The organism is Vibrio gazogenes, from assembly GCF_023920225.1.
In the GTDB taxonomy this organism is placed as follows: Bacteria; Pseudomonadota; Gammaproteobacteria; order Enterobacterales; family Vibrionaceae; genus Vibrio; species Vibrio gazogenes.
On the sequence record NZ_CP092588.1, the window covers coordinates 274006 to 298387 of the forward strand.

Annotated in this window: 25 protein-coding genes and 1 pseudogene; 15 read left to right on the top strand and 11 right to left on the bottom strand. The window is 43.0% G+C overall.

Annotated features, from left to right (window positions below; translation table 11 throughout):
* Window positions 1–3: 3 nt before the first annotated feature.
* The 3 genes from MKS89_RS16830 to MKS89_RS16840 are packed head-to-tail and all read left to right on the top strand — an operon-like array spanning window position 4 to window position 4251.
* Entirely contained in the window at window positions 4–1926 is a 1923-nt protein-coding gene (locus tag MKS89_RS16830) for a PTS transporter subunit EIIC (RefSeq protein ID WP_072954600.1), read from the top strand.
* Window positions 1927–1944: 18 nt separating this feature from the next.
* On the top strand, window positions 1945–2784 hold the full coding sequence (gene licT / locus MKS89_RS16835; RefSeq protein ID WP_072954602.1) for a BglG family transcription antiterminator LicT: 840 nt from the start codon (window positions 1945–1947) through the stop codon (window positions 2782–2784).
* A 9-nt stretch (window positions 2785–2793) separates the two neighbouring features.
* Window positions 2794–4251 carry a glycoside hydrolase family 1 protein gene (locus MKS89_RS16840; RefSeq protein WP_072954604.1) on the top strand — a complete coding sequence of 486 codons (1458 nt, stop codon included), beginning with the start codon at window positions 2794–2796 and terminating at the stop codon, window positions 4249–4251.
* Window positions 4252–4477: 226 nt separating this feature from the next.
* Here MKS89_RS16840 and MKS89_RS16845 read toward each other — a convergent pair whose 3' ends face one another.
* The 5 genes from MKS89_RS16845 to MKS89_RS16865 all read right to left on the bottom strand — a co-directional run bounded on the left by MKS89_RS16845 (window position 4478) and on the right by MKS89_RS16865 (window position 7567).
* Window positions 4478–4864, bottom strand: coding sequence for a DUF5405 family protein (locus MKS89_RS16845; RefSeq protein ID WP_072954607.1), 387 nt, complete (start codon window positions 4862–4864; stop codon window positions 4478–4480).
* A 119-nt stretch (window positions 4865–4983) separates the two neighbouring features.
* Complete coding sequence (locus MKS89_RS16850) at window positions 4984–5487, bottom strand: GNAT family N-acetyltransferase (RefSeq protein WP_072954610.1); 504 nt, start codon at window positions 5485–5487, stop codon at window positions 4984–4986.
* Between the two features lie 46 nt (window positions 5488–5533).
* Window positions 5534–6142 (bottom strand): MarC family protein, encoded by a 609-nt coding sequence (locus MKS89_RS16855; protein ID WP_072954612.1) that lies wholly within the window; start codon window positions 6140–6142, stop codon window positions 5534–5536.
* 865 nt (window positions 6143–7007) lie between these two features.
* Entirely contained in the window at window positions 7008–7286 is a 279-nt protein-coding gene (locus MKS89_RS16860) for a type II toxin-antitoxin system RelE/ParE family toxin (RefSeq protein ID WP_072954617.1), read from the bottom strand.
* Window positions 7283–7567: a type II toxin-antitoxin system TacA family antitoxin gene (locus tag MKS89_RS16865; RefSeq protein ID WP_072954620.1), complete on the bottom strand. Its 285-nt coding sequence runs from the start codon at window positions 7565–7567 to the stop codon at window positions 7283–7285. The genes MKS89_RS16860 and MKS89_RS16865 overlap by 4 nt, the downstream gene beginning before the upstream one ends.
* Before the next feature lie 389 nt (window positions 7568–7956).
* Between MKS89_RS16865 and MKS89_RS16870 the strand changes: the two genes are divergently transcribed.
* The 6 genes and pseudogenes from MKS89_RS16870 to MKS89_RS16895 all read left to right on the top strand — a co-directional run bounded on the left by MKS89_RS16870 (window position 7957) and on the right by MKS89_RS16895 (window position 13444).
* Window positions 7957–8472, top strand: coding sequence for a P-loop NTPase family protein (locus MKS89_RS16870; RefSeq protein WP_072954622.1), 516 nt, complete (start codon window positions 7957–7959; stop codon window positions 8470–8472).
* Between the two features lie 50 nt (window positions 8473–8522).
* Window positions 8523–8663 (top strand): annotated as a pseudogene (locus MKS89_RS16875) (VOC family protein); the annotation flags it as partial.
* A 193-nt stretch (window positions 8664–8856) separates the two neighbouring features.
* Window positions 8857–10194 carry an MATE family efflux transporter gene (locus MKS89_RS16880; RefSeq protein WP_235862461.1) on the top strand — a complete coding sequence of 446 codons (1338 nt, stop codon included), beginning with the start codon at window positions 8857–8859 and terminating at the stop codon, window positions 10192–10194.
* Window positions 10195–10303: 109 nt separating this feature from the next.
* On the top strand, window positions 10304–10918 hold the full coding sequence (locus MKS89_RS16885; protein ID WP_072954624.1) for a LysE family translocator: 615 nt from the start codon (window positions 10304–10306) through the stop codon (window positions 10916–10918).
* 198 nt (window positions 10919–11116) lie between these two features.
* Complete coding sequence (gene hcp / locus MKS89_RS16890; RefSeq protein ID WP_072954627.1) at window positions 11117–12778, top strand: hydroxylamine reductase; 1662 nt, start codon at window positions 11117–11119, stop codon at window positions 12776–12778.
* Window positions 12779–12793: 15 nt separating this feature from the next.
* Complete coding sequence (locus MKS89_RS16895; RefSeq protein WP_131814836.1) at window positions 12794–13444, top strand: 2Fe-2S iron-sulfur cluster-binding protein; 651 nt, start codon at window positions 12794–12796, stop codon at window positions 13442–13444.
* Between the two features lie 127 nt (window positions 13445–13571).
* On the opposite strand, the gene MKS89_RS16900 is transcribed toward MKS89_RS16895, so the two are convergent.
* Complete coding sequence (locus MKS89_RS16900) at window positions 13572–14612, bottom strand: porin family protein (protein WP_072954632.1); 1041 nt, start codon at window positions 14610–14612, stop codon at window positions 13572–13574.
* Entirely contained in the window at window positions 14609–15049 is a 441-nt protein-coding gene (locus MKS89_RS16905) for a hypothetical protein (protein WP_131814838.1), read from the bottom strand. The genes MKS89_RS16900 and MKS89_RS16905 overlap by 4 nt, the downstream gene beginning before the upstream one ends.
* A 101-nt stretch (window positions 15050–15150) precedes the next feature.
* Between MKS89_RS16905 and MKS89_RS16910 the strand changes: the two genes are divergently transcribed.
* Window positions 15151–17808: a hybrid sensor histidine kinase/response regulator gene (locus tag MKS89_RS16910; RefSeq protein ID WP_072954637.1), complete on the top strand. Its 2658-nt coding sequence runs from the start codon at window positions 15151–15153 to the stop codon at window positions 17806–17808.
* A gap of 37 nt (window positions 17809–17845) precedes the next feature.
* Here the strand turns inward: MKS89_RS16910 and MKS89_RS16915 are convergent, their stop codons facing one another.
* Window positions 17846–18313: a dCMP deaminase family protein gene (locus MKS89_RS16915; protein ID WP_072954640.1), complete on the bottom strand. Its 468-nt coding sequence runs from the start codon at window positions 18311–18313 to the stop codon at window positions 17846–17848.
* Between the two features lie 584 nt (window positions 18314–18897).
* Between MKS89_RS16915 and MKS89_RS16920 the strand changes: the two genes are divergently transcribed.
* From MKS89_RS16920 to MKS89_RS16930, 3 genes are all read left to right on the top strand, one after another.
* Window positions 18898–19317: an OsmC family protein gene (locus MKS89_RS16920; RefSeq protein ID WP_072954643.1), complete on the top strand. Its 420-nt coding sequence runs from the start codon at window positions 18898–18900 to the stop codon at window positions 19315–19317.
* Between the two features lie 80 nt (window positions 19318–19397).
* Window positions 19398–20204, top strand: coding sequence for an AraC family transcriptional regulator (locus MKS89_RS16925; protein ID WP_072954645.1), 807 nt, complete (start codon window positions 19398–19400; stop codon window positions 20202–20204).
* Between the two features lie 175 nt (window positions 20205–20379).
* Complete coding sequence (locus MKS89_RS16930; RefSeq protein ID WP_072954648.1) at window positions 20380–21297, top strand: DUF808 domain-containing protein; 918 nt, start codon at window positions 20380–20382, stop codon at window positions 21295–21297.
* Between the two features lie 85 nt (window positions 21298–21382).
* Here the strand turns inward: MKS89_RS16930 and MKS89_RS16935 are convergent, their stop codons facing one another.
* Window positions 21383–21955: an O-methyltransferase gene (locus MKS89_RS16935; RefSeq protein WP_072954651.1), complete on the bottom strand. Its 573-nt coding sequence runs from the start codon at window positions 21953–21955 to the stop codon at window positions 21383–21385.
* 92 nt (window positions 21956–22047) lie between these two features.
* Window positions 22048–22290, bottom strand: coding sequence for a hypothetical protein (locus tag MKS89_RS16940; RefSeq protein ID WP_072954653.1), 243 nt, complete (start codon window positions 22288–22290; stop codon window positions 22048–22050).
* Between the two features lie 151 nt (window positions 22291–22441).
* Here MKS89_RS16940 and MKS89_RS16945 point away from each other — a divergent pair, with 151 nt between their 5' ends.
* Window positions 22442–22585, top strand: a complete 144-nt coding sequence (locus MKS89_RS16945) for a hypothetical protein (RefSeq protein WP_159439564.1) — start codon at window positions 22442–22444, stop codon at window positions 22583–22585.
* A 143-nt stretch (window positions 22586–22728) separates the two neighbouring features.
* On the opposite strand, the gene MKS89_RS16950 is transcribed toward MKS89_RS16945, so the two are convergent.
* Window positions 22729–23772, bottom strand: a complete 1044-nt coding sequence (locus MKS89_RS16950) for a sigma-54 interaction domain-containing protein (RefSeq protein ID WP_072954656.1) — start codon at window positions 23770–23772, stop codon at window positions 22729–22731.
* 341 nt (window positions 23773–24113) lie between these two features.
* On the opposite strand from MKS89_RS16950, the gene MKS89_RS16955 reads away from it, so the two are divergent.
* Entirely contained in the window at window positions 24114–24353 is a 240-nt protein-coding gene (locus tag MKS89_RS16955) for a hypothetical protein (protein ID WP_072954658.1), read from the top strand.
* Window positions 24354–24382: the final 29 nt, after the last annotated feature.

Here is a 24382-nt window from a genome sequence, read left to right on the forward strand (position 1 = left end):
ATTATGAAAGTCAGTGAATTTATCCGTGAGATTATATTATATATTGGTGGGGTGAATAATATCCTTGGGATAAATCACTGCTCAACTCGTTTGAGATTTGATATTGATAATTTAGAAGAAGTGGATATAAGTGCGTTAAACAGAATTCCTAAAGTGGTTGAGGCGTTTTATCGGGCAGGACAGGTTCAAATTATTATAGGCGATGATGTTAACGTTATATATAAGGAATTATTAAGAACTTACGATATCCCGGTTGCGTATCAATCAAGAGTTGAATTCAATAATGATGGTTCTTTATTGAAAGGAACCTTAAATAAGTTGATGTCAACTCTGGTTGGTATATTCCAACCCATCGTTCCTGCGATTATCGGTGCAGGTATGATTAAGGCGGGATTGTTGCTTTTTGTTAGCATCCACTTTATGGATAAATCCGATGATGTTTATCAACTATTAAATTTGATCTCTGATTCTATATATTACTTTCTTCCTATACTACTTGCGTTATCATGCTCATATAAATTTAACACAAATTCATTCTTATCTATCTCAATTGCAGGTGTTTTGGTTTATCCAGAACTTTTAAAAATACTATTGACGACCAATGTTATTGAAATTGCCGGGATAGATCTCTCTTCTACCCAATATGCATCATCGATTATTCCTATCATACTCACCATTTGGATGATGTCTTATGTTGAACGACTTTGTGATCATGTGATACCGAGTATGGTTGCAATATTTTTAAAACCAGTTGTTATTTTAATTGTCATTGTCCCAATTTCATTGACTATTTTAGGCCCTGTTGGCAATCATATCGGAGGTATGCTGTCTAATTTCACTGTTTTTGTGCAGAGAGAATTCGGATGGTTTGCGAATGCACTGCTTGCTGCATGTATGCCATTTTTTGTCATGTTTGGTATTCACAAGATATTCTATCCTATAGTGATATCAGCCATGACTAAAACGGGATATGATACTTTGGTTCTTACCGCTATGTTAGCATCAAACGTTGCTCAGGGTGCTGGTGCTTTAACGGTTTGGTTATTCACACAAAGAAAATCGCTAAAGCAAATCGCATTGCCGGCAGGAATAGCCGCTTTATTTGGTATTACAGAAGTGGCGTTATACAGTGTCCATTTGAAAATGAGACAAGCATTCGTCTGTTGTATGATCGGTGCAGCAACTTCTGGGTTGCTTGCTGGTATCCTTGGGCTTAAAGCTTACGCAAATCTAGCCCCCGGATTAGTCACTTTACCAATGTTTATTGATGATGGATTTAATTTTCAATATTCATTGATAGTCATATTTACTTCTATTTTGGTTACATCTGTCTCTATATACCTATGGAACTTGAAGACAGGATTTCTTGCTGCAGTCAGTGAGTCTGATGATATAGAGAAAAAGAATATTGATGATATAGAAAACAGAGATGAAGATAATAGAGATATAAAAGATTCCAATACATTAGCAAATCGGATAGTTATCTTTTCACCAATGTTTGGTGAGTTACGCTCATTGAATGAAGTAAAAAATGATGACTGGATAGACAATAATAACTGGAAAGGTGTCGGTATATTACCCTCTCAAGGAATTGTCAGAGCACCATTTGATGGTATTGTTACTTCAAAATCTGTAAGTAACCACTCAATAAATTTAACTTCAATTGAAGGTGTTGAGCTAATGATATGTATAGGTGTGAATGAGGATCAAACGAGTTCAGACTTATTTTTTTCATATGCCAATGTGAGTGATTATGTAGAGCTTGGCGATAAACTGATTGAATTTAATATTGAAAAAGCGATTGAACATGATATGGATATATTTAGTGTGGTGATTGTTACCAATTCATCCGATTATTTTGATGTTATTTCGAGTGTAGAATCAAATAGCGTAAAACCAAGTAAGCCATTGCTTACAATATTATAATTATATGGTGATATGAATATGAAGATTATAAAGATTTTAAACACAAGTGTTGTTCTTGTGAAAAGAAATGATAATCGAGAAGTAATCGTGTTTGGAAAGGGCATCGGTTTTAAAAGCAAACCGGGTGACCGAATTAATCCTGATGATATTGAAAAAACATACATACTAGAAAGTGACTCAGTAACATTAGAGGTGATTGACTTATTAAGAGATATTCCTGGAGAGTATCTATCTTTGGTGAGTGAGATTGTTGAGCACACTGAATCGGTGTTAAAAGTATCTTTGTATGAACATGTTTATGTTTCACTCATTGATCACTTATATTTCGCAGCCAAGAGACTGAAACAAAACATGCCTATTTCTAATCGGATGCATTGGGAAATACAGAAACTATATCCTATGGAATATAGTTTAGGGAAACATGCATTAACACTGGCTAAGCAATATCTGGATGTGGATTTCCCTGAAGAAGAGGCATCCAATATCGCATTTCATCTGATTAATGCACAGCAGGTCGATCAAAATATGAATCAGGTGATGCTGTTAGCAAGCATTGTGAAAAATATCTTAAATATTGTCAAAATAACATTTGATGTTGAATTTGATACGTTCTCAGTAAATTATTCTCGCTTTGTAAATCATTTGCAATTTTTTGCCCAAAGACTCGTTGGAGACAAAATGCTGAAGAGTGATGATGATGAGTTTCTAATGAGTGCAATACATAAGTACAATGAAGAATATGAGTGTGCTTTATCGATAAATGATTATGTTAAAGCTCGATTTGAACGCTCTATTCCCAATGAAGAGCTTCTGTATTTAATTATTCATATTAATCGAGTTATTGTAAGAGATAAATAAGGAGCTAAAATGTCCGAAGTTATGAGAAAGTTCCCCGATGGATTTTTGTGGGGAGGCGCAATTGCAGCCAATCAGGTCGAAGGGGCTTGGAATCTGGACGGTAAGGGAATATCAACGGCAGATATAGCAACTTATAAAAAGAATCTGTCGAAGGGTGACTACGTAAAGCACAATTCTGTTGATGAACAACAAATTAAAGCTGCGATGGAGTCACTATCTACTGATGAGTATCCGAAACGTAGAGGTATTGATTTTTATCATAGATATAAAGATGATATTACCTTGATGGGACAATTAGGAATTAAAGCACTACGTTTTTCAATTGCATGGACTCGAATTTACCCTCACGGTGATGAAACTCAGCCCAATGAAGCCGGTTTAGAATACTATGACCGTTTAATTGATACATTAATTGAACAGAATATTATCCCTGTGGTCACCTTATCTCATTATGAAATGCCAATGCATTTAGTGAATGAATATGGAGGATGGTCTTCTCGTCAGGTTGTTGGTTTTTTCGAACGTTTATGTGTCACTTTATTTGAACGCTACAAAGAAAAAGTTAAATATTGGATTACATTTAATGAGATTGACAGTATTGTCCGTCATCCATTCAGTAGTGGTGGTATTATTCCACATCGATTTGAAAATGTAGAACAAGCTGTCTATGATGGTCTTCATCATCAATTTATTGCAAGTGCAATTGCGGTTAAACATTGTAAAAAAATCATACCCGATGCACAGATTGGCTGTATGTTAACAAGCCTACTTACTTATCCACATACTTGTAATCCTGATGATGTGTTCGCGGCACATTGGAATAATCAATTCAATTACTTCTTTACCGATGTTCAAGTCAGAGGTGCTTATCCTAAATATATTCAGCGCTACTTTGATGAGAAAGGGATAAAAATAAAGCTAGAAGAAGGTGATGAAGCGTTACTCTATCATAATACTGTAGATTTTATTTCTTTTAGTTATTACAACTCTTTCGTGACAAGTGCGGATAGTGAAGGCTTGGAAACCGTCAGTGGTAATACAATGGGTGGAATCAAGAACCCATACTTGCCCGTATCAGAATGGGGTTGGCAAATTGATCCGCTTGGTCTGAGAATCGCGCTCAATAATTTATATTCGCGCTACCAGAAACCACTCTTTATTGTGGAAAATGGATTGGGTGCATATGACAAAGTTGAAGATGATGGCTCGATTATCGATGACTATCGAATTCAATACTTACGCGCTCATATAGAACAAATGCACGAAGCGATTTTGGATGGTGTTGAACTCATGGGATATACATTGTGGGGGATCATTGATCTGATTAGCTATTCTTCTTCAGAGATGGAGAAGCGATACGGTTTAATTTACGTAGATCAAGATAATGATGGCAATGGGACTTTAGAAAGGAAAGTGAAAAAAAGTTTCTCATGGTACAAAAATGTTATTGAAGACAATGGATTATAGTTAGCCTACCGCACTAAAAGAGCGATGAATACGCTACTTGGAGCATCTTGAATCAGATGGTTTTCCAAGGTATCCATCGCTTATCAAGCCGATCATTTACTGGTGACTAAACGAGTCGCCAGTCGCAGAAATATGATGTCCTAATATCAATTTACCTTCGAAATAAGCGCTCAGTTTGCTGAATATAAATGTGTCGGTGGGTCGGAAAGCAAACTCATGTCAGATCTCAGTGGGTATATTGTGCCAATAAACGCTTCAATGCATCCGGATCTTGCTGTGCAAGCTTATCCAAGGCTTCTTTTGCGGTGTTTCTCATATTTTCTTGGTGCGTTTTTTTCACCGTCTCAATCTTATTCAAAAGTTTGGTCAGTTCTGCAACTTCTTTACTTTTACTATTCTTACTTAACTCAAGAACCACCTTTGCCAGCAAACTGAGCTGAGTACCGTAACTTGCAACATGACTGATCACTTCTTTTTCAATCGCTTGATTGCCGGCAAAATTCAGTTCGATTTGCGGTGATAAAAAATTAGTTCGGGTGTTTATATCTTGCTCAACCGCGCCGCTGAATGGTAAATAGATGTTTTTTAACCAATATGTAAACCATGGATTCATATCTTTAAACCTTAAAAAATATCATGTATTGATATGAAAATAGTCTACCTTTTGTTTTTATGTGTTTAATTGATTATTAAATATGTGTGATTTTCGACTTTTATCACGCATCAGTCCTTTTATTGCATACTGGCTTCAATGTCTAGCTGCCAATAGCCGACTGAAATATAGCGATTAAACTTGAAACCGATGTTGTTAAATTCACCAACGGGTTTGAACCCCAAGGATTCATGTAACCGAACACTGGGTAAATTTGGCAGGGCAATCACTCCCATCACGTTTTTAATCCCTTGCTGTTTCAAGCGTTCTAGAAGCTCGCTATATAACTTACGTCCGAACCCATTTCCTGCTGCAGTCGGTGCTAAGTAAATGGTCAATTCTACAGTGAATCTATATGCAGAGCGGGTATGCCAAGGACTGGCATAAGCATACCCCATGATCTCATCATCCACTTCTAAGACAAGCCACGGTAGGCCCGTGCTTAATGTTTTTTGCAGACGTGCAGACATTTGATCGACGGATAGGGGCTGCTCTTCAAAAGTGATGGTCGTGTCACGAATAAAATGATTGTAAATCGCGGTGATAGCCGCGGAATCATTTAAATGACTATCTCTGATCTTCATACGTCCTCCCTGACGTTCTTGTTCTTAATTGACACTCAACGTCTGATTATGCCCCAACCCATTTACTGATACCAATCGCTTCCATGACAAATTCAACCGATAGAGCAGCAAGAATCATCCCCATAATCCGGGTGAGAAGAGAGGCGCCGCCAATGCCGATGATTCTGATAATCCCACCTGAAAAAATGAGTAATATCAGTGTAACGGTTAAAACGGAAAGCATCGTTAATGATGTGATGGCCTGATCTTGAATCGTATAAACATTGTTATCGGTAATGAGGATCACTGCCAAAATAGCACCGGGTGACGCAGTGGCGGGAATGGCGAGTGGAAATACCGCAATATCATGCAGCGGTTCTCTTGCCTTTTCTTGATTATCATTAGAGAAGATCATTTGTAGCCCGAACAGGAACAGAATAACCCCTCCGGCGACCTGAAAAGAAATCAGGCTGATGCCCATTGCACCCAGTAGTAGCTGCCCGACAATAATCGCACCGATTAAGATGAGCGCGGCATAAAAAATAGTCTTGTATGCGGTTTTTCTGCGTTCTTTGGCTGAAAATTTGACCGTCATACCCGCAAATAAGGCCATTGTTCCAATGGGATCAATCGTTGCCCAAATGATGAGAAAATCGTGGATTACTTTGTCTATCACTCGTTTTTTAGTCCTCAGTTATCACATATTACATAGTCAGGAGACGCTATATCCTAATCGACTGATGAACGTTTATCGTCCATAGAGAGTCCCCACAATGACATTTTTTAGAAAGAGATGGTCATGATCCTATATCTTATACTCGTAGATGAGAGCATGCGGTACTTAAATATGACGAAAAATTAACGATTGACGCCAGATTTGTTTTGTTAGTTTTTGTTGCGAGTGATTCAATCAAGTACCGGAGAGCACTAAAAAGGTCGCGAGAGTGCAATAAATTGTACTAAAAATATAGTACACAATATGCGTTAAGGTGAAAGGTCGCCATGCGGCTGCAAACGAAATTTTGGCGTCGTTCGCAAGGAGAGGGCAGAGATTAAAAAGTGAGAAGACAATGAATCGAATCATCACATCGGCACTTTTGTCATTATCTATGATGCTGAGCATCGGGGCCTGTCAGGCTAACCCACAATCTCATTCATCACATGAGATGACCCGGTGGTCTGTTCCGGTCGGGGTGAAGTCCTGCGCGAGTTGTCCAGAACCTGCTTTTACGGGTGTCCTGCCCGAAAAAGCTTCATCATTCTTCCTTGAATGATTTTCTTTGTTTAGTGGTTCATGAGTGCGTTTATATTCTCGATGGTGTGGCCGATTATCCAAAATTAAATAAACGTATTTATCGTCAGAAAGACATGCCGTGGAATCTTGTCGATATTGATAATATTGGAGAGCCAAGTGTAGGTAAAAAGGCATAAAAAGGCGCTGATATGGACGCAATTCGTGCTTGTATTCTCTGTGTGGGGTTTGCGCCTCAGGTATTTAGGAGGGCTATATAGCTTATTTGTTCGCTGTCCTGTGTTCGTGATCACTCAGCAGGGAATTTTTGTTTTTGGTGTAGTACGCGCATAACATGGACGATATCACCTTCAACCCAGTACGAGACGATCATTGATATCTCAGAAATGCTCAGAAGTCGTCCCCGAATGCCATCACGCTGTACCCCCATAAGAGGTTGTTCCAAAAGGTTTTCGACTTTGGCCTCGATAAGTTCATCGGTTTTCTCGGCAGCGTCTGGGTTAAAATCGTAAAGAAACTCGAAGATCTTTTCGCGATCATTGAGAGATTCTTCCTCCCATAAAATCATAGTTTGCCTCGGTTGCGAATCTTAGCCTTACGTTCAGTCATTCGAGATTTCGCAGCGTTATGGTCAGTGAAAACAGCTTTTCCTGAGTCAAACTTCTCAAAAGCTAGGTTGACTTGGTCAGTAAGCCATGCATCATGAGATAACGTTTTTCGTTGTTGCTCAGCGAGTTGTTCGGTAAGTTCACGGCAAGCGTCGCTTAAGGTTCGACCTTGGCTTTCAGCCATTTGTTGGGCTAAACGCTTTGTTTCCTCATCAACACGAAATTGAATTCTAGTGTCCATGATTTGCTCCTGATTTGGTGTGTGTACAAATGTTAGCACTGGGTGTGAGAAGCGGCAACTAACAATCGGCTCAACGGGACAGAAAACCGCACGATTTTTGGCTTGGTTTGCTTTTGAGGTTTCGGCTGGTTAAATTGAGTGCATAGGGTATTGTTTTTGCCCATTAGCCTTAGTGGTTGATTGACCTTTATACAAAGACAAATTGACAACTGAGCGCCTTTATATAAAAGTGGGTGTATGAAATCTAATCAAGTTCAACTTAACAATCGAATTATCATCATTCCTTAGGAATGGTGGGATTTTGGTATACTTTGTATAAATCTGACCCACCCTAGAAGGTGGGTTTTCTTTTTCTACCTTTTGGGAACTGGTCTCTTGGAGGGATTCAAATGAAAAAGGTAGCCGTTTTTGGAAAACCGGGTAGCGGAAAATCAACAGTAAGCAAAGCATTAGCGTTAGCGAGCGGTTTGCCGCTTCACCAACTCGATTCAATGGTCTACAAACCAAATGGTGAGTTTGTAGCGCGAGAAGAATTTGATGCTGCTTACAACGAGATACTGCGTTCAGACTCATGGGTCATTGACGGCCTTGGTCCCATCAATTCCTTTTATGAGCGTTTAGCTGCGGCAGATACTCTTGTTTATATCGACCTACCATACTCAGTCAGTTACTGGTTCGTAACCAAGCGCTTGCTGAAAGGGTTATTTGTAAAACCTGAGGGTTGGCCTGATGGCTGCTCCATATTAAAAGGTTCTCTGAATAGCTATAAGACTTTGAAGTTATGCCCTAGGTTCTGGAATGATGATTTTTTGTCTAAGTTAATGGCGTACTCTGGAAGCAAAGATGTCTACATCATCAAAACCGTGTCAGAGCTGAATGATTTTGCTTTCGTACATGCTAAATAACACGTATATAAACGAGTATAAAAATACGTTAATTTGAATGGAGTAATACGTTGATTTCAGGATTAAATCATATCACGCTCGCAGTCAGTGATTTGGAGCATTCACTTAACTTTTATCTCAATATTCTGGGTTTTACTGGACATGTGAAGTGGGAAAGTGGCGCATACCTCTCTATCGGAGGTGTGTGGTTTTGATATGAAAAACTCGGCGCGCTTGGTCGGTTTGACGTTGGCGCGCCTAACTGTCAGCGTTGCCTTGTGAGCAGAGATTGTTTACCTCTCCCAGCCCCAAAATATTAAATCGCAATAAGAGACTTTACGATTCCGCTTTGATCGGTCATATTGCGGCACTGGCTCAAAATAACTGATGATTGAAACACCTTGGATGTCGATACGAAAAATGACCACCTCTCTGACTCATAAAGATTATTTAAAGATTGCGATTCCTTTTGTTATTTCAACATTGACGCAGCCGTTACTGGGGGCGGTGGATACCGCGGTTATCGGTCAGCTTGGGTCGGCAGCGCTGATTGGTGGTGTGGCGGTCGGGACGGTGATTATGAACACCCTGTACTGGCTGTTCGGGTTTTTCCGAGTCAGTACCACAGGGCAGAGTGCGATTGCGTTAGGCAAAAACAGTGAGCAAGCGAAGGCTCGCAGTTTACTCCATCCTTTTGTGATGGCGGCAATCGTCGGGGTGATGTTTATTCTGGCTCAGGGCCTGATTTGGCGTGGTGCAGAGTGGATCATTCAGCCGGAACCGGATGTCGCAGCGCAGACCAAGCAATACTTTTTCATCCTCATTTGGGGCGCGCCATTTGTACTGCTCAACTATACCTTGATTGGCTGGTTGATGGGGCAGGCTAAAGTGAAAGAGACACTGGTGACTCAAATCTTCGGCAATGTGCTGAATATCGTATTGGATATTTTGTTCGTCGTCGGCTTGAATATGGGCGTTGCCGGGGTGGCGATTGCAACACTGGCCGCGCAGGTTGCTACGTTTGTGATTGGTCTTTATTTGGTGCGGCGGGCGGCGGGGTTCTCATTTGTCCCTTACCTTGGTTTGGCGAAAATGGGGGGGCAGGAGCTCAAAACCATTATCTCTGCCAATACGGATCTGATGTTGCGAACGGTCTGTTTGCTGGTGATGTTTAATTGTATGGCGCGCTTCGGCTCGGCTTTGGGGGCTGATACATTAGCCGCCAATGCAATTATGATGCAAATGACTTTTCTGATGAGCTATATGTTTGAGGGCATTGCCAATGCCTCAAGTGTGTTCAGTGGCAAATCGGTCGGCGAAAAATCATTGGATCTCTTCAAACATGTGCTCAAAATGAATTTTCAGTGGACGAGCTGGCTGGTTGTGTTACTGGCGGTGGTGATGGTGATCTCGCATCGCCAACAGGTGTTACTGTTTACCCAAATTCCCAGCGTTGTTGAGCAGTACCATCAGGTCAGCGCATGGCTGATTGCTTTTCCATTAGTGGCCGGGTTTGGCCTGACTGTCTACGGTATTTTTACCGGGAGCGGCACCACCCGACCGGTCAGAAATTCAACCTTTATGGCCCTGTTGGTTTTTCTGCTGGCGATTTATCTCACGATTGATGTCTGGGGAAATCAGGGGTTGTGGCTGGCATTTACGCTGTTTTATGTCGGACGTTTCGCTTTTCTCTATCCGTATATCGATCGGGTGCGGCAACGGTGCGTTGAAGCATCATTCTGATCACGTAAGTCGTCTCAAGTTGATAAGGGCGGTATTCGGGTGTCAAACGACGTGATAGATTAAAACCCAATGGACGGTTCAATATTGATTTATTAAGGATTCATCACATATGGCATTTTCAGCGTGGTTATCACTATTTACGATTTGCTTACTGGGAGCGATGTCACCGGGGCCGAGTCTGGCAATGGTGACCAAGCACACGCTGGCCGGGGGGCGGCTGAACGGTATTGCCACCGCGTGGGCCCATGCATTGGGGATCGGGACGTATGCTTTCTTGACGATCATTGGTCTTTCTATTGTTTTACAAAAAGCGCAGTGGTTGTTTCAGGCGATTAGTCTGGTGGGGGCGGTTTATCTGGCTTATCTGGGCTGGAAAGCGTTGCGCTCTCAGGGCGGCGTGGCTACAAATGTCGCGACCGGAATGCGTATTTCGGTATGGCAATCCGCCAAAGAGGGGCTGATGATTTCAATATTGAATCCGAAAATTGCCCTATTTTTTACTGCGTTATTCAGCCAGTTCATCACCCTGAGTCATGACGTCACAAGCCGCACGATTGTGGTGATGACTCCCCTGATCGTTGATGGGTTGTGGTATACCTTACTCACGTTATTGTTTTCCAGTGCGGCTGTTTTGACCCGTTTAAAGCGTAAAGCGGTACTGATTGATCGGATCTCCGGTGTGGTTTTGATTGCACTGGCTTGTCGAATTGTCGTAAATATTTGATTTAAATCAATTTTTAATAAGTGTCATTTTGACTCGAATGTGTCTTTATGAACGAAATGAGCGTGTTAAAATGACTTACATATTGTAAGGTTGTTATTTTAAATCAATGAAAATTATATAATTTTTAGATGGCATGGTTTATGCCATTTAAGCTCCGGAATGAAAATGAATTTATACAACAATATCTGGAGCAAGCCTATGTTTTGTATTCAATGTGAACAGACGATTCAAACCCCGGTAGGAAAAGGTTGTGCCTATGCTCAGGGCATGTGTGGTAAAACTGCTGAAGTATCTGATCTTCAAGATGTCTTGGTCTATTCACTTCAGGGGGTCTCTTTCTGGGCAGATCTCGGTCGGCGTTGTGGGGTGATTGACCCGGTCATTGACCAATGGGCACCGAGAGCATTTTTCTCAACCTTAACCAATGTGAATTTTGATCCGGAGCGCATTGTCGAGCTGGCAATTGAATCGAATCAGTATCGTCGTTCTCTGGCTGAACGGGTCCGAGCCGCAGCGGTATTGCACAATATTGAACTCCCAACCCCTTACACCGCGGCACTGGTTGATTTGCCGGAAAGCCGTGACGCATTGTTGTCGTTGGCCCCCGATGCCGCCGTGAATCGCGGTCAGAACACATTACACGAAGATATTATCGGTTTAAGACTTTTGTGTCTGTACGGTTTGAAAGGGGCAGCGGCCTATCTGGAACATGCCCGTGTTCTGGGTCAGACGGATGCAGAGATGTTCGCGCAATATCACAAGATTATGTCTTGGTTGGGAAGTGATCCGGAAGAGGCAAAATCTTTGCTCGATACCTCAATGGAAATCGGTCTGATGAACTTTAAGATCATGGAAATGCTCGATAAAGGGGAAACCGACACCTTTGGTCATCCGGAGCCAACAACCGTTAATGTGAAAACGGTGAAGGGGAAATGTATTTTAGTCTCCGGGCATGACTTGCATGATCTGGAAAAAATCCTTCAACAGACTGAAGGATTGGGGATCAACGTTTATACCAATGGTGAAATGTTGCCCGCCCATGCCTACCCGGAACTGAAAAAATACCCGCATTTGGTCGGTAACTATGGCAGTGCGTGGCAGAATCAACAGAAAGAATTTGCCAACTTCCCCGGTGCGATTGTCATGACCTCTAACTGCTTGTTGAATCCGAATGTCGGTCAGTATGCGGATCGGATCTTTACCCGCAGTATTGTCGGCTGGCCGGGTGTTCAGCATATTGAAGGGGATGATTTTAGTGATGTGATTGCGTGCGCCCTTGGTCAAGACGGTTTCCGTCATGATGAAATCGAACATTTCATTACGATTGGATTTGGTCGCAATGCGTTGATGCAAGCTGCCCCGGCGGTGATTGATCAAATCAAACAGGGCAATATCAAACACTTCTTCCTGGTCGGCGGGTGTGACGGTGATAAAGCCGAAAGAAGTTACTATACCGAGTTTACCGAGAAAGCCCCGCAAGATAGTGTGATCCTGACGCTCGCATGCGGTAAATACCGTTTCAACAAAAATGACTTCGGCGATATTAACGGGATCCCACGGTTATTGGATGTCGGCCAATGTAACGACGCCTATTCCGCGATTCAACTTGCGTTGGCACTGGCGAATGAGTTCGACTGTGGTGTGAATGATTTACCGTTAACATTGGTGTTGTCTTGGTTCGAACAAAAAGCCATTGTGATTTTGTTGACACTGTTGGCCTTGGGTGTGAAAGGGATTTATACCGGCCCGTCTGCACCGGCATTCCTGACGCCGAATTTGATGGCGATTTTGCAAAGCGAATTCGATATGCGCAGTATTACAACTGTCGATAATGATCTGAATACCATCCTTGCTGCATGATTTGGCATTACGCCAGTGATGTCGATGGCTGCGGATTGGCTTGCACGCGAGGGCGTCGATATCGTCTTTATTCATATCGCCCGTGATGTGCGCCATACCATTTACTATGAAGAGCTGTTACATCTGAATACGGTTCATCCATCATTTCATTTGAAGTTATTGCTCAAACAAGCCGGCGATAGCGAGCATATGCAAGGGCGGTTCGATCAAGATTATTTGCTGAAACTGTGCCCGGATATCCTTGAAAGAACAGTCTATCTGTGTGGGCCCGAACGCTTTATGCAAGATGTCACCACTTATCTCGATCAGATTGGATTTCAGATGGCGGACTGTTATCAGGAACGGTTCAGTGCTGCCGCGATGGGAATGGACTCACCTCCGTCTGATCCTCAATCCGGTGACGCGTCGGTGACGGTAGCAGTGCCCGGTTTTGGCGTAGCGGTTGAAGCTCAGGCAGGAGATGGCTTGTTAGACGTTTTGGAATCGGCAGGTGTATCGGTGATTGCTGCCTGTCGCAGTGGTATCTGTGGATCATGTAAATGCCGGGTTGAACAGGGGCAGGTTGAGTTTTCCAGCCAAGAGACACTGAGCGAAGAAGAGATTCGATCAGGCTATGTGCTCGCCTGTTCAAGCCGGGTCCGTTCGAACCTAAAAGTGTCACTATGACGGTTTGATATAACGGTTTGATTAGAAATGAGAGTTGATTAAACACTCACATTGATTCGCAGCATCAGCGCTGGTTAGAGACGCGGATTCGTTGCTTGACGGCCGCGTTAGTCACCTCAACACCGTATTAAAATGTGAATGACAGTGCCAGAGTGAAAATATGGCTGTCATTCTCAATCGGTGCCGTTTGTACCTGAGTAAAATGTCCACTGAGGGGGATCTGCGGGCTGCGAATATATTCCCATTCCGCATTGATCACTACCCGTGGCGTGAGCGGATAACGTACCCCAAGCAGATAAGTTTGGTTCGCATGGCCGCGCAACTGCCCGTACTGCACATAAGGGAGCCAATTGCCCATATCCCGGGAAATACCGATGTACCAGTCTGCGAAGAGCCCCGAGTCATACAGCGTTTCCAGCGCAATATTGTAGCCTTGATATAAATAGTTGAATCCGACTGACAACATATCCATGTCATAATGAAAAACCGTGTTCCCGTTCTGTTTCTGATCCGAGTCCACCGACAAATAGGACAGGTGGAGTTGATGATCGTCCTGCAACAGATCCACAGTCAAACCATAAGCGCCGTCACTATCGAGCGTGAAAGGTTTGCCGAAAAATTGATAATCATTTTCTTCTGCTGCGGCAATATAAGGGGAGATTTTGAGTTGTAATTGCTCCGTCGGCCAATATTGCCACTCATATGCCACCCCATTGTAATGAGTTACCCCGGCAAAACTGTCGTATATATCATGGGGCGGACGAATCCACGGATAGGCGGCCGAGACATAATAATATTCCGACAATAAGAACATCGGGATTCTGAGTCGGCCGAGTTTCAGGGTTGAATTGCCTTGCGTATAAGCCAGATAAGCCCATTCTAGTTCTGGGGCTGAATAATCGTCTTGAGGCCGTTTGACGACCTGAACCGAACTCCGAAACTGATCATTGATGACCCAGTCGAGTTGCAGGCCGAGTGTACTGTCACAGTCGGCACACCATTGATCATCGATATTCCGGTAAGTAAAAACAGGGACCTCGCTGTCAGAACGGCTGAGACTGAACGTGCCGAAGCCGCTGAGACGAATGGCGTCATTAAATTCGTACTGTTGTGCACCGATTTGGAGTGTGACCATCCAGACTGAGATAAATAGTATCCAATGCTTCATAGCGAGTCCTCGTCACCCAAACGATAAAGAATACGAACCTGATCTGAAAGCCAATCTTGAGGAATATAGACAATGCCATTTGGGTGTTCATCCAACCACTGACTGATGGTGTTCATATCTTCATTGTATAGTTCATAAGGGGGGATAAATTTGCCGGAAAAACTTTGTCTGGCCCGAATCGCCTGCATCTGGGTCGGGGATTTCCCCAACAAGCGATGGTAGAAATGTGTTCTGATCGTCGAGTTAGCAGGCAAGTCAGCCAATTGAACATGAGTGCCGTTAATATGGGTCAGCCGCCCTCGGTAGAGCATTTTGACTTGAGCATCGGTTAATAACGGGAGCGTATTCGCCTTGGTAATAACCGCGAATTGCTCTGCAATACAAGGTGTACTGAATAACAACATACAAAGCATCCACCAAGTACCAACAATACGCAAATACAGTTCTCCATTGCATCGAGATTAAGTTCGGGCAAGTCATTTTATAACGTCTATATTTAAAAAGTAGGCTAGCTTCGTAAAGTTTCAAGGAAGAAATTATGTCGGTACTCAAATGTTTATCGATAAAAAACCGACTGATTGTGCTATGTATTGTACCAGTCATCATTATCAGTTGGGGTGCGTATCAGTGGTTCATGCAGGTCGAGAATCGAATGAATGGATACGCGAATACGATATTTCGCATTTCAATTTTAGAGAAAATTTCTACACTGTCCGATCAATTTTATCAGTTGTTGGATCTCCGGCAGACAACCGGTGGGGTTGAATCTGATCAATTGTTACGGTTTCAGCAGGCAACGCAAAGCGTTGCCGCTGCGCTCAAGCAAAATCAAGGTGGTGTGCTGGCTTACGGCGATCAACCGGTGATTGTCTCCAACCTCGATGAACTGTCAAAACTGACAGAACGGCTGTCCGATATTCAGGATGATGATTTGATGGCTCAGTCATTGTGGGGATTTGATTTAATCTATGAAATGATGGTTGCTTTGCAGAAGCCATCGGGCTATTTAGCTCCCACGCATATTTACCAGATGGAAACAACGTTTGGTCAGTTAAGCTGGTTTCTATATTGGATTGAGCGAGAAACTTGGCTGATGCATGAGATCCAAAATAAGCATCGGGTCGATGCCTTTATGCGCCAAGAGTATTTTGAAATTATTGCGAGACAGCAGACTTATTTAGAATATTTTATTAATTTCGGTGCCAGCGATGCACAATTGAATCAGATGACCAAGTTTTTGTCTCAGCAGGAATTTCAACAGGCCAGCGTTTTGAGAGACAAGGTACTTTATGACCGGATTGAACCACAACTTCTCAATCAATATATTACCAGCCTTGAACGTAAGCAGGATGCATTGCATCAGCTTGTGCTCGGTTATGCCAAGACGTTATCACAAAATATCGAGACGCTGGTGAATCATGATAAACAGTTTATCTATACGGCGATTGTGCTGGTGATTCTGACGTTATCTGGTTTGATTTTGCTGAGTATTAGTACGTCATATCGTATTTCGACCCGATTGAACCGGATTTTACATGCGATGGCACAAATCAATGAAAAGTCACAGGCCAACTATGTGGAGAATATTCCCGTTGACGGGTATGACGAATTTGCCCGTTTTGCGATCGGCATGAACGATGTAATGCAAACATTAACTGAGCAGAAAATCCATCTGGTTAGAGCCAAAGAAGAGGCAGTTTCCGCCAATCGGGCAAAAAGTGCCTTTCTTGCCAATATGTCCCATGAAATTCGAACTCCGTTGAATGGGATCATCGGCTTAACGGAAATGCTCAGGATGCATGAGTTGACCGCCCCCCAAAAAGAGGTGATTGCAGATATTGAAGTGTCTTCGCAAACGTTGCTGATCCTCATCAATGATATTTTAGATCTGTCTAAAATTGAATCCGGTCGACTGGCGATTTCACCGCACTCGTTCAATATCAGAGAGCTCGTTTATGACGCAGTCAATATGCTGAATTCCAAGGCGGTTGCCCAATTTAACGAGTTGCAAGTCTCACTGGGTCCGAAATTACCGACCCTTGTGATTGCTGATGAATTTCGTCTCAGACAAATTTTAATGAATCTACTGTCCAATGCTGTGAAGTTTACCCATGAAGGCAAGATCAGAACAGAAATCCTGTTTCAGGAGGCTGATTCAACATTGATCTGTCGCATCAAAGATACCGGCATCGGCATTGAGGAAGACAAAATAGAGCAAATCTTTGAGCCGTTTAGTCAAGAGGATGACAGCATCACGCGACGTTATGGCGGTACCGGATTAGGGTTGCCGATCTGTAAGCAGTTACTCACGCTGATGAATGGTGCGTTAACGGTTGAGTCGGTTAAAGGCAAAGGAAGCTGTTTTGAGGTGAAACTCCCACTCAAGCTGCCAGCGGAGCAGCCGAAGCCTGAGCCGTTTGCATTTCGGGCATTGCTGATTTCGAACAGTTCGGTATACAGTGCGCAAATCCATCATGAGTGTCAACGGCTCGGTGGGGAATTGAACCGAATCGAGTCATTGGATGACATCGGCCAAAAGCTTGACCGTTCATTAGATACGATTTTGTATTGTCCATGTCTGACACGTAACGCTAGCCAAGAGATTAAGAAACTACGTCAGCTTTTTCCATCCGTAAGAATTGTCATTTGTCAGCATCATCTCTTCTTAAACCGGGCATTGGTGAGCCTGGCCGATGCAAATATTACTCTACCGTTCTTGGGAGGGCGCATGGAGTCGGCACTGCGTGAAACTCATCCGGGACTTCATCAACCCACTCAGGCAAAAAGCACGGTGACAGACGAGCGGCTCACAAAACGAATCTTAGTGGTGGAAGATAATCTGATGAATCAGAAGATTGCCAGCTTCTTTCTCGATAAAGCCGATTTTGAATATACCGTGGTCAACAATGGTCAGGAAGCATTGGATGTGATAACGCAGGGGGGGCAGTATACCGCGGTATTGATGGATTGCATGATGCCCGTGATGGATGGTTTTACTGCCACGCGCAAAATTCGCCACTGGGAAATTGAAAATCAACGTGGACACATCCCCATTATTGCACTGACGGCCAGTGTGCTCGATGAAGATATTACCAAATGTTATGAAGCAGGCATGGATGCATACCTGCCCAAACCTTATAAAGCGGAACAGCTGCTCGACATGCTTAACTCGTTTCAGGTGTCGTCATTCCGCTAAACTGATGGGCTGAGCTCTTGTATGCCGGCAGCGTGAACTAACGAGTATTGCTATCCGTGCGGTTGTTCAGCTCGCTGAGCGGTATCCAGTAGACACCGACATTGGCTTGATCGAACATATCCTGACTGACTTGAATTTTATCCCCCCAGCGGGAGAGAAAGTCTTGGCTCTGTTCAGGACAGTATACGGTAGTGATTCCGGTCTGGATAATTTTGGCGGCACAATTGGGACAGGGAAAGTGCGTGACATAAATGTCGCAGCCATCCAAGTCACGTTTGGCGAAGAGGATTGCATTTTCTTCCGCGTGCAGGGTTTTCAGGTATTTCATATCCCGATCATCGATATCGACACTATCGGAGATGCCATGCGGATAGCCATTGAATCCGACGGAGACGATGCGGTTCTGTTTGGTAATTACGGCACCAACCTGAGTGGAAGGATCTTTACTCCAGGACGAGACCAGTTCGGCCATCTGATAGAAGCGGTGAACCCATTTTGACATCATGTGTGATAACCCTATGTTATTTTCGCCTATTTATATCACGCAGTTTATATTGAATCCGGTGCGGAGGGAACCGGGGAGATTTTTAGGATATTTTTTGTAAGAGATCTCTTACGTGGGATGTGAGAAATGGCTGTTTGTTTGTCAGTGTTATATGTATGTTATTATTTTAACTGAATGATAATATTGTAATTTTATATTTTTGTGAAGTTCGTCAGTGGGATAATTTTCGACCCGATGATTTGCACGGAAATCGAATTCGCGTATTCTGAAACTGTCGGTAGGATACTGACAAGAACAGGAAAGGCCCAAGGATTGGTCATCTTCAGGAAGAAGATTCGATGGTTCAGGACGACTCATCGGCATGGATCGCAAAGGGACACCCGCCAAGATGGCGATGTAATGGAATGCGCTGAAGGACTCAGCAGACTATCAGGGAATAGATGCAGGGAGCACATTGAGTAGCTGGATTGCTGCGAGTACGAACAGAAACCCCATCAAGCTTTGCTTGATGGGGTTTTCTATTTGCATTCCAGTTAACGGCGTGTAGGATAAGCTGCGTTTTTCAATAGATAAAGGTTAAGCATATGCAAGCTGAGGTTACTTGGGTTGATGGATTGAAATTTATAGGTCAGTCCGCGTCGGGTCATTCGATTGTTATGGATGGCAGCGGCGGTAAAACGGCGCCGAGTCCGATGGAAATGGTGCTGATGGCTGCCGGAAGCTGTAGCTCTGTCGATGTTGTCGACGGGCTGAAATCCGCAGGACAGCGAGTCACCGACTGCCGAGCGAAGTTAACCACGGAGCGTCGTGACACAGCGCCGCGTCTGTTTACTCAGATCCATATCCATTTTCAAGTTTCCGGTGAAGCATTGGATCCGGCGATTGTCAGCAAAGTGACCACAGATTCACTGGAAAAATATTGCTCCGTTTGTCTGATGCTCGGACAAGGCGTGGAAATGCGTCATAGCTGGGAAATCATCGCAGCGGATACTGACAATTGCTGATGCCATGCATTGGTGAATGCATTCCCAAACAAAAACAAACAAGAATGATGGCGTGAAAATCAATCGATGATGAGGTGCTGATGAGAAAAAACAAATCGACTTGGCGGCTTCATCCTCAGTTTGCTGTGAAACAGGCACCTTCAGATGTTTTTATGAATTTCGAAGCGTTTGTTTCGAATACGGAAACACGCATTCACAGTCATCCTTGGGGGCAGGTGCAACTGATTTCCGGCGGCATTTTAGAAATGGAAGCCGAGGAAACTCGCTTTCTTGCACCCCCGCATTTGGCAATTTGGGTACCGGCTGGTGTTGTGCATCGTAGCTATAATCGCAAGCCGCTCGACTACTGTTCCCTCAATATCGATCAGTCCCTGACCCCGGCATTTCCGCAGCAGACCAGCTTACTGAAAATCACACCGATTGTGCAGGCGATTATTGAAGATTTTCGCCAGCGGCAAGTGAGCGTACCGCAGAGCGAGGCGGATCAGCGATTGGTTGATGTTTTGCTCGATCAACTGTCCGCTCAGGAGACCGAACTGCACTTTTTGCCTTCATCAACCCATAAATATCTCTTATCCATCTTGGCTGCGGTTGAAGACAATCCCGCCGATGATACCAGTTTAAAAATCTGGGCAGAGCGGGTACACACCACGGAACGGACACTGGCACGCTGTTGTCAGAGTGAACTAGGGATGAGTTTCACAGAGTGGCGGATGCGGGTTCGCTACCTGCATTCGATGGAGTTGCTGCGTCGTGGCTGCTCAGTCAAAGAGGTGGCATACACTCTGGGTTATCGTCAGGCCAGCCCGTTTATCAGTATGTTTAAAAAATATGCAGGTGTGACACCAGAACAGTATAAGCACCGTTTCCTCGCCCTTGATGAGTGAGTATTCACGCGTCATTACCTGATTTTTCCATGGTGTTTGTCGTGATGTAGTACTGGATTGATGTGCTTGTCTTACGGCGCGGATCGGGTCATGATGAGTGCTGCATTTCAATACAGTTTTTTAATGCATTTTTTCAATACATTGTTTCAATACAATACCGAATGAGAGAACCTTTATGGCCGGAGTCAGCTTACTTACTCTTCTTGATGATATCGCGACCCTGCTCGACGATATTGCGGTGATGTCTAAAGTCGCTGCCAAAAAAACGGCTGGGGTGCTGGGGGACGATCTGGCGCTGAATGCGCAGCAGGTCTCCGGTGTGGCGGCTGAGCGTGAAATTCCCGTAGTGTGGGCCGTTGCGAAAGGCTCGCTGCGCAATAAAGTGATTCTCGTCCCGATTGCGTGGGGGTTAAGCCAAGTCGCTCCGTGGTTAATCATGCCATTGTTGTTGCTCGGTGGGTTATATCTCTGTTTTGAAGGGGCGGAGAAGGTGATTGAAAAATATAGTCACTCACCGCATCAGGATGCTGAACAAGCACAACAGGAAGAAGACGAGAGCTCGTTGTCTCTCGAAGCATATGAAAAGTGCAAAGTCGCCGGGGCGATCCGCACTGACTTTATTTTGTCAGCAGAGATCATTGTGATTGCGCTGGGGACGGTGCAGGGACAGTCAGCCCTTGATCAAATCTTAGTGATGGGGTTTGTCGCGGTATTGATGACGGCGGGTGTGTATGGCTTAGTTGCCGGGATTGTCAAACTTGATGATCTCGGATTCTATCTCGAACGACGTTCCCACAGCCGGGGCATTTTTCATGTGATAGGGCAGATGCTGATTCACGCCGCCCCACGGTTTATGAAACTTCTGACTGTGGTCGGTACGCTGGCGATGTTTCTGGTCGGTGGCAGTATTATTACCCATCAGGTGATGTTACTGCATCATGGTATTGAGTCATTCGTCCATTGGATACCGGATATCTCTCTGATGCATTCAGTCGGTCGTCTCATCGGGCAGAGTCTCATCGGTTTTCTCGCCGGATTAACCCTCGCGGTGATATGGATAAGCGGACATCGCCTTTTTACCCGCTCTTCGTAGTGACTTCATTTTTCTCATAGAACTGGCTCTCACGGACCTCATAATCAACTTGTTTTGCAAGCTGAATGCCTTGCTAGCCGCGTGTTTAGCTTTTGTAAACGAGCAACTCACCCTTACCAACGGGAACTAATGAAGTGCTTAGGTTGCTTTGATGACTTAACCAGCATGTGAACGCTTCAAGCTCATCTTGATGAGAGGTCGCATTGTCACAAACAAGCAGACCACCGGGCTTGAGGCGCTGAAATAACCGTTCAGCTAATGCGACATAGGTTTTTCGGTCTGCATCGAGGAAAATAAAATCCATCTGCTCAGGAACATCGGTTAGCACTTCACTGATGTCACCAACCAGCTGAGTCACCTTTGAACTGACATTCGCGCTTGCAAAGTTTACGCTGGCTTCTCTGACCTTTTCCAGGTTCGCTTCAACAGTGTAAACCATGCCGCTGTCTTGAAGTGCAGACGCCAGCCAAATGGTTGAATATCCGTTAGATGTGCCGATCTCTAAGATTTGATTTGCACCGGTGGCCTTTACGAGAACAGAAAGAAACTCACCAGTATCTCTCGTGATATTGAGATATTTCTTTGATTTATCAGATTGAGCCTGGTCATTCTCAATACCAAGTCGCTCTAGCTTTGCCATGATTTTTTGTCGTTCCATTGTATTTTCTCTAGCACATTTGGGGGGGTAGATTAAACACGAATATAGGTCAAAGTTGTTCCTTGAGTGATCTCCAAAGGCTGATAAGTCATTTATTGAAACGCTGTGCCATGATTTTCTAGCGTTTCTTTACCACACATCGTACACACGACATATCTGTCGGTTAACTCCAACGAAGCGCCAGCGGGTAAAGAGGCGGCGGAACCACTAAAGAAACCATCCAGAAATGCTTTGAACTGTTCTTTTCTCGATTGACCGTATTTCGATGGTTTTTGCTTCATCACCTCTTTGTGCTCGGTGTCCTGACCGCAATTTTCACAAAATCTAGTCTTCATCCTGATATCCTTGAAGTGGCTATACATTGATGAATGTACCATTTCCGCTTTTCTCATGTTTGACATGACGCCACACTTTCACACGATGTTATATTTTTCTTTTTACGTCAGTGAATGAAGGAAATGATGAGAAGCATCACATTTCAGTTTCATGCAGAACTGTAAGCCTCAGGCTGTGAAGATACTGGCAGAAGAAGGGGCGGCTTTTGTGTGCCAAGAAACTGTTGATGTCGACAGGAAATCGATTCATCAAGCACTGCTTGAAATTGTCAGTGGACAGAAATTAAATATGTAACCACTTGTAGGAGGCGATGGCGTATCACGTTATCCTCTTCTATTCCCAGCATTGTGATATGAGAATATTATAAAATAAATTTTTATAATCTACATACATAGTCATTTGAATGATTCATCAATTTATCCTAGTCGATGGTGTATTTATAAAATATTTACCTCGTTGTTTTTAATGTTATATTTTTTCACCATTTTACCAAAAGCTCTTCTCTCTTTTCCACAGAGTTTTGCGGCTTGCGTAACATTGCCATCACAGATATAAAGTATTCTAGAAACAAATTTTGCTTCAAATGTTTCTATAGCTGCCCTTTTCGCATCTGAAAAGTTCAAAAGCTCATCAACATTATTTTCCATCAATGGTAATGTGAAGGTCATTGTCTCATGTAATGAGAGATGAGGTTTTGTGATCGTTGGATGAGTATCGTCAATAAGTTCTCTGTCTGAACTTTGTATATCGATCAATTCATTTTTTGATAATAAATAATGCCGATGAATACAATTTTCTAATTCTCTGATGTTACCAGGCCATGACTGGCTGGTGAGGTAGTCCATTAAATCTGCCGTGACAGATGTTCTGTTGAGTAGATATTGGCGGTTGAGCTTATCTATAAAGTGTTTAACAAGTAATGGTATATCTGACTTTCTCTCTCTCAGTGGAGGAATTGAGATGGATAAAATAAATATTCTGAAGTACAGATCCTGACGGAAGTGTCCCTCTTTTATCTTTTCCTCAAGGTTTGAATTTGTTGCGACAATGAAGCGTACATTGACCTTGAGAGTATCGTTCGAACCGATAGGTCTATATTCAGACTCTTGTAGTACTCTTAACAGAGAAGCTTGAGATTTCAAAGACAAACTGTCAATTTCATCGAGAAATATCGTACCGCCATTCGCTGATGATAGGAGCCCTTCTTTATCATTTTTGGCATCGGTAAATGCGCCTTTTTTATAGCCAAAGAGTTCGCTGATGAATAATTCATCTGTAAAGGTCGAACAGTTAATCGCGATAAATGGCTTCCTCGATAAGCATCCACTGTAGTGTAATCCTCTGGCAACCAGTTCCTTACCGGTCCCTGTTTCTCCAGAAATTAACAGTGTCGCTGTATAGTTAGATAGGGATTTAATGTTTTCTTTCAGGTTTAGAATACTGGCCGATTGACCAATGATGTTTTTTTCAATGATGTTCACCTTTCCACTCCCTGTATGATATCAATGAAGTTTAAATTGTTATTCTATTTGATGGATAAAGCAATATGTATACCAATTGTTTCTTATCCTTTTTGTTTATCTATAAGCTATTTTGTGGGTCATTGCTAACCCAGTTGGGTTATTTATATAAATTTATGAAAATATTTATATGTATTTAATTTACCCATTAGCGGGTTTTATTTAATGCAGTTGGGTATTTGGAATCTGAGTAATGGTTTATTAAATAAATATTTTTTATTAAAAACAGTAAATTATAAGTTTTAATGTTTTGGCATTTATATTGCTTATTCCTGATAAGTTAAATCAAAGGGCCATACCTTATGGGTAATAATTATAGCTGTAAAAGTGATGTTGCCGTTTTAATTAATGACTATTTAAAACAACATCCAGATAGTGAAGATACTATTTTAGGAATAAGAGATTGGTGGGTTAAACAACAACTATTAGATGACTCAATAGTAGCTGTTGATAATGCTCTAAAGTTTTTGGAAAAAGAGGGCAAAGTCATATCGACCATTAGAAATAACCAAGTTTATTTTCGCTTAGCGAAAAATAATTAAAACATTTCATGTGAGATGTTCCACAAATT

What these genes read in the sequence shown, in the direction of transcription:
- MKS89_RS16830 (WP_072954600.1), top strand. Translation starts at nt 4, where the DNA reads ATGAAAGTCAGTGAATTTATCCGTGAGATTATATTATATATTGGTGGG.
- licT (WP_072954602.1), top strand. Translation starts at nt 1,945, where the DNA reads ATGAAGATTATAAAGATTTTAAACACAAGTGTTGTTCTTGTGAAAAGA.
- MKS89_RS16840 (WP_072954604.1), top strand. Translation starts at nt 2,794, where the DNA reads ATGTCCGAAGTTATGAGAAAGTTCCCCGATGGATTTTTGTGGGGAGGC.
- MKS89_RS16845 (WP_072954607.1), bottom strand. Translation starts at nt 4,864, where the DNA reads ATGAATCCATGGTTTACATATTGGTTAAAAAACATCTATTTACCATTC.
- MKS89_RS16850 (WP_072954610.1), bottom strand. Translation starts at nt 5,487, where the DNA reads ATGAAGATCAGAGATAGTCATTTAAATGATTCCGCGGCTATCACCGCG.
- MKS89_RS16860 (WP_072954617.1), bottom strand. Translation starts at nt 7,286, where the DNA reads ATGATTTTATGGGAGGAAGAATCTCTCAATGATCGCGAAAAGATCTTC.
- MKS89_RS16865 (WP_072954620.1), bottom strand. Translation starts at nt 7,567, where the DNA reads ATGGACACTAGAATTCAATTTCGTGTTGATGAGGAAACAAAGCGTTTA.
- MKS89_RS16870 (WP_072954622.1), top strand. Translation starts at nt 7,957, where the DNA reads ATGAAAAAGGTAGCCGTTTTTGGAAAACCGGGTAGCGGAAAATCAACA.
- MKS89_RS16880 (WP_235862461.1), top strand. Translation starts at nt 8,857, where the DNA reads ATGTCGATACGAAAAATGACCACCTCTCTGACTCATAAAGATTATTTA.
- MKS89_RS16885 (WP_072954624.1), top strand. Translation starts at nt 10,304, where the DNA reads ATGGCATTTTCAGCGTGGTTATCACTATTTACGATTTGCTTACTGGGA.
- hcp (WP_072954627.1), top strand. Translation starts at nt 11,117, where the DNA reads ATGTTTTGTATTCAATGTGAACAGACGATTCAAACCCCGGTAGGAAAA.
- MKS89_RS16900 (WP_072954632.1), bottom strand. Translation starts at nt 14,612, where the DNA reads ATGAAGCATTGGATACTATTTATCTCAGTCTGGATGGTCACACTCCAA.
- MKS89_RS16910 (WP_072954637.1), top strand. Translation starts at nt 15,151, where the DNA reads ATGTCGGTACTCAAATGTTTATCGATAAAAAACCGACTGATTGTGCTA.
- MKS89_RS16915 (WP_072954640.1), bottom strand. Translation starts at nt 18,313, where the DNA reads ATGATGTCAAAATGGGTTCACCGCTTCTATCAGATGGCCGAACTGGTC.
- MKS89_RS16920 (WP_072954643.1), top strand. Translation starts at nt 18,898, where the DNA reads ATGCAAGCTGAGGTTACTTGGGTTGATGGATTGAAATTTATAGGTCAG.
- MKS89_RS16925 (WP_072954645.1), top strand. Translation starts at nt 19,398, where the DNA reads ATGAGAAAAAACAAATCGACTTGGCGGCTTCATCCTCAGTTTGCTGTG.
- MKS89_RS16930 (WP_072954648.1), top strand. Translation starts at nt 20,380, where the DNA reads ATGGCCGGAGTCAGCTTACTTACTCTTCTTGATGATATCGCGACCCTG.
- MKS89_RS16935 (WP_072954651.1), bottom strand. Translation starts at nt 21,955, where the DNA reads ATGGAACGACAAAAAATCATGGCAAAGCTAGAGCGACTTGGTATTGAG.
- MKS89_RS16940 (WP_072954653.1), bottom strand. Translation starts at nt 22,290, where the DNA reads ATGAAGACTAGATTTTGTGAAAATTGCGGTCAGGACACCGAGCACAAA.
- MKS89_RS16945 (WP_159439564.1), top strand. Translation starts at nt 22,442, where the DNA reads ATGCAGAACTGTAAGCCTCAGGCTGTGAAGATACTGGCAGAAGAAGGG.
- MKS89_RS16955 (WP_072954658.1), top strand. Translation starts at nt 24,114, where the DNA reads ATGGGTAATAATTATAGCTGTAAAAGTGATGTTGCCGTTTTAATTAAT.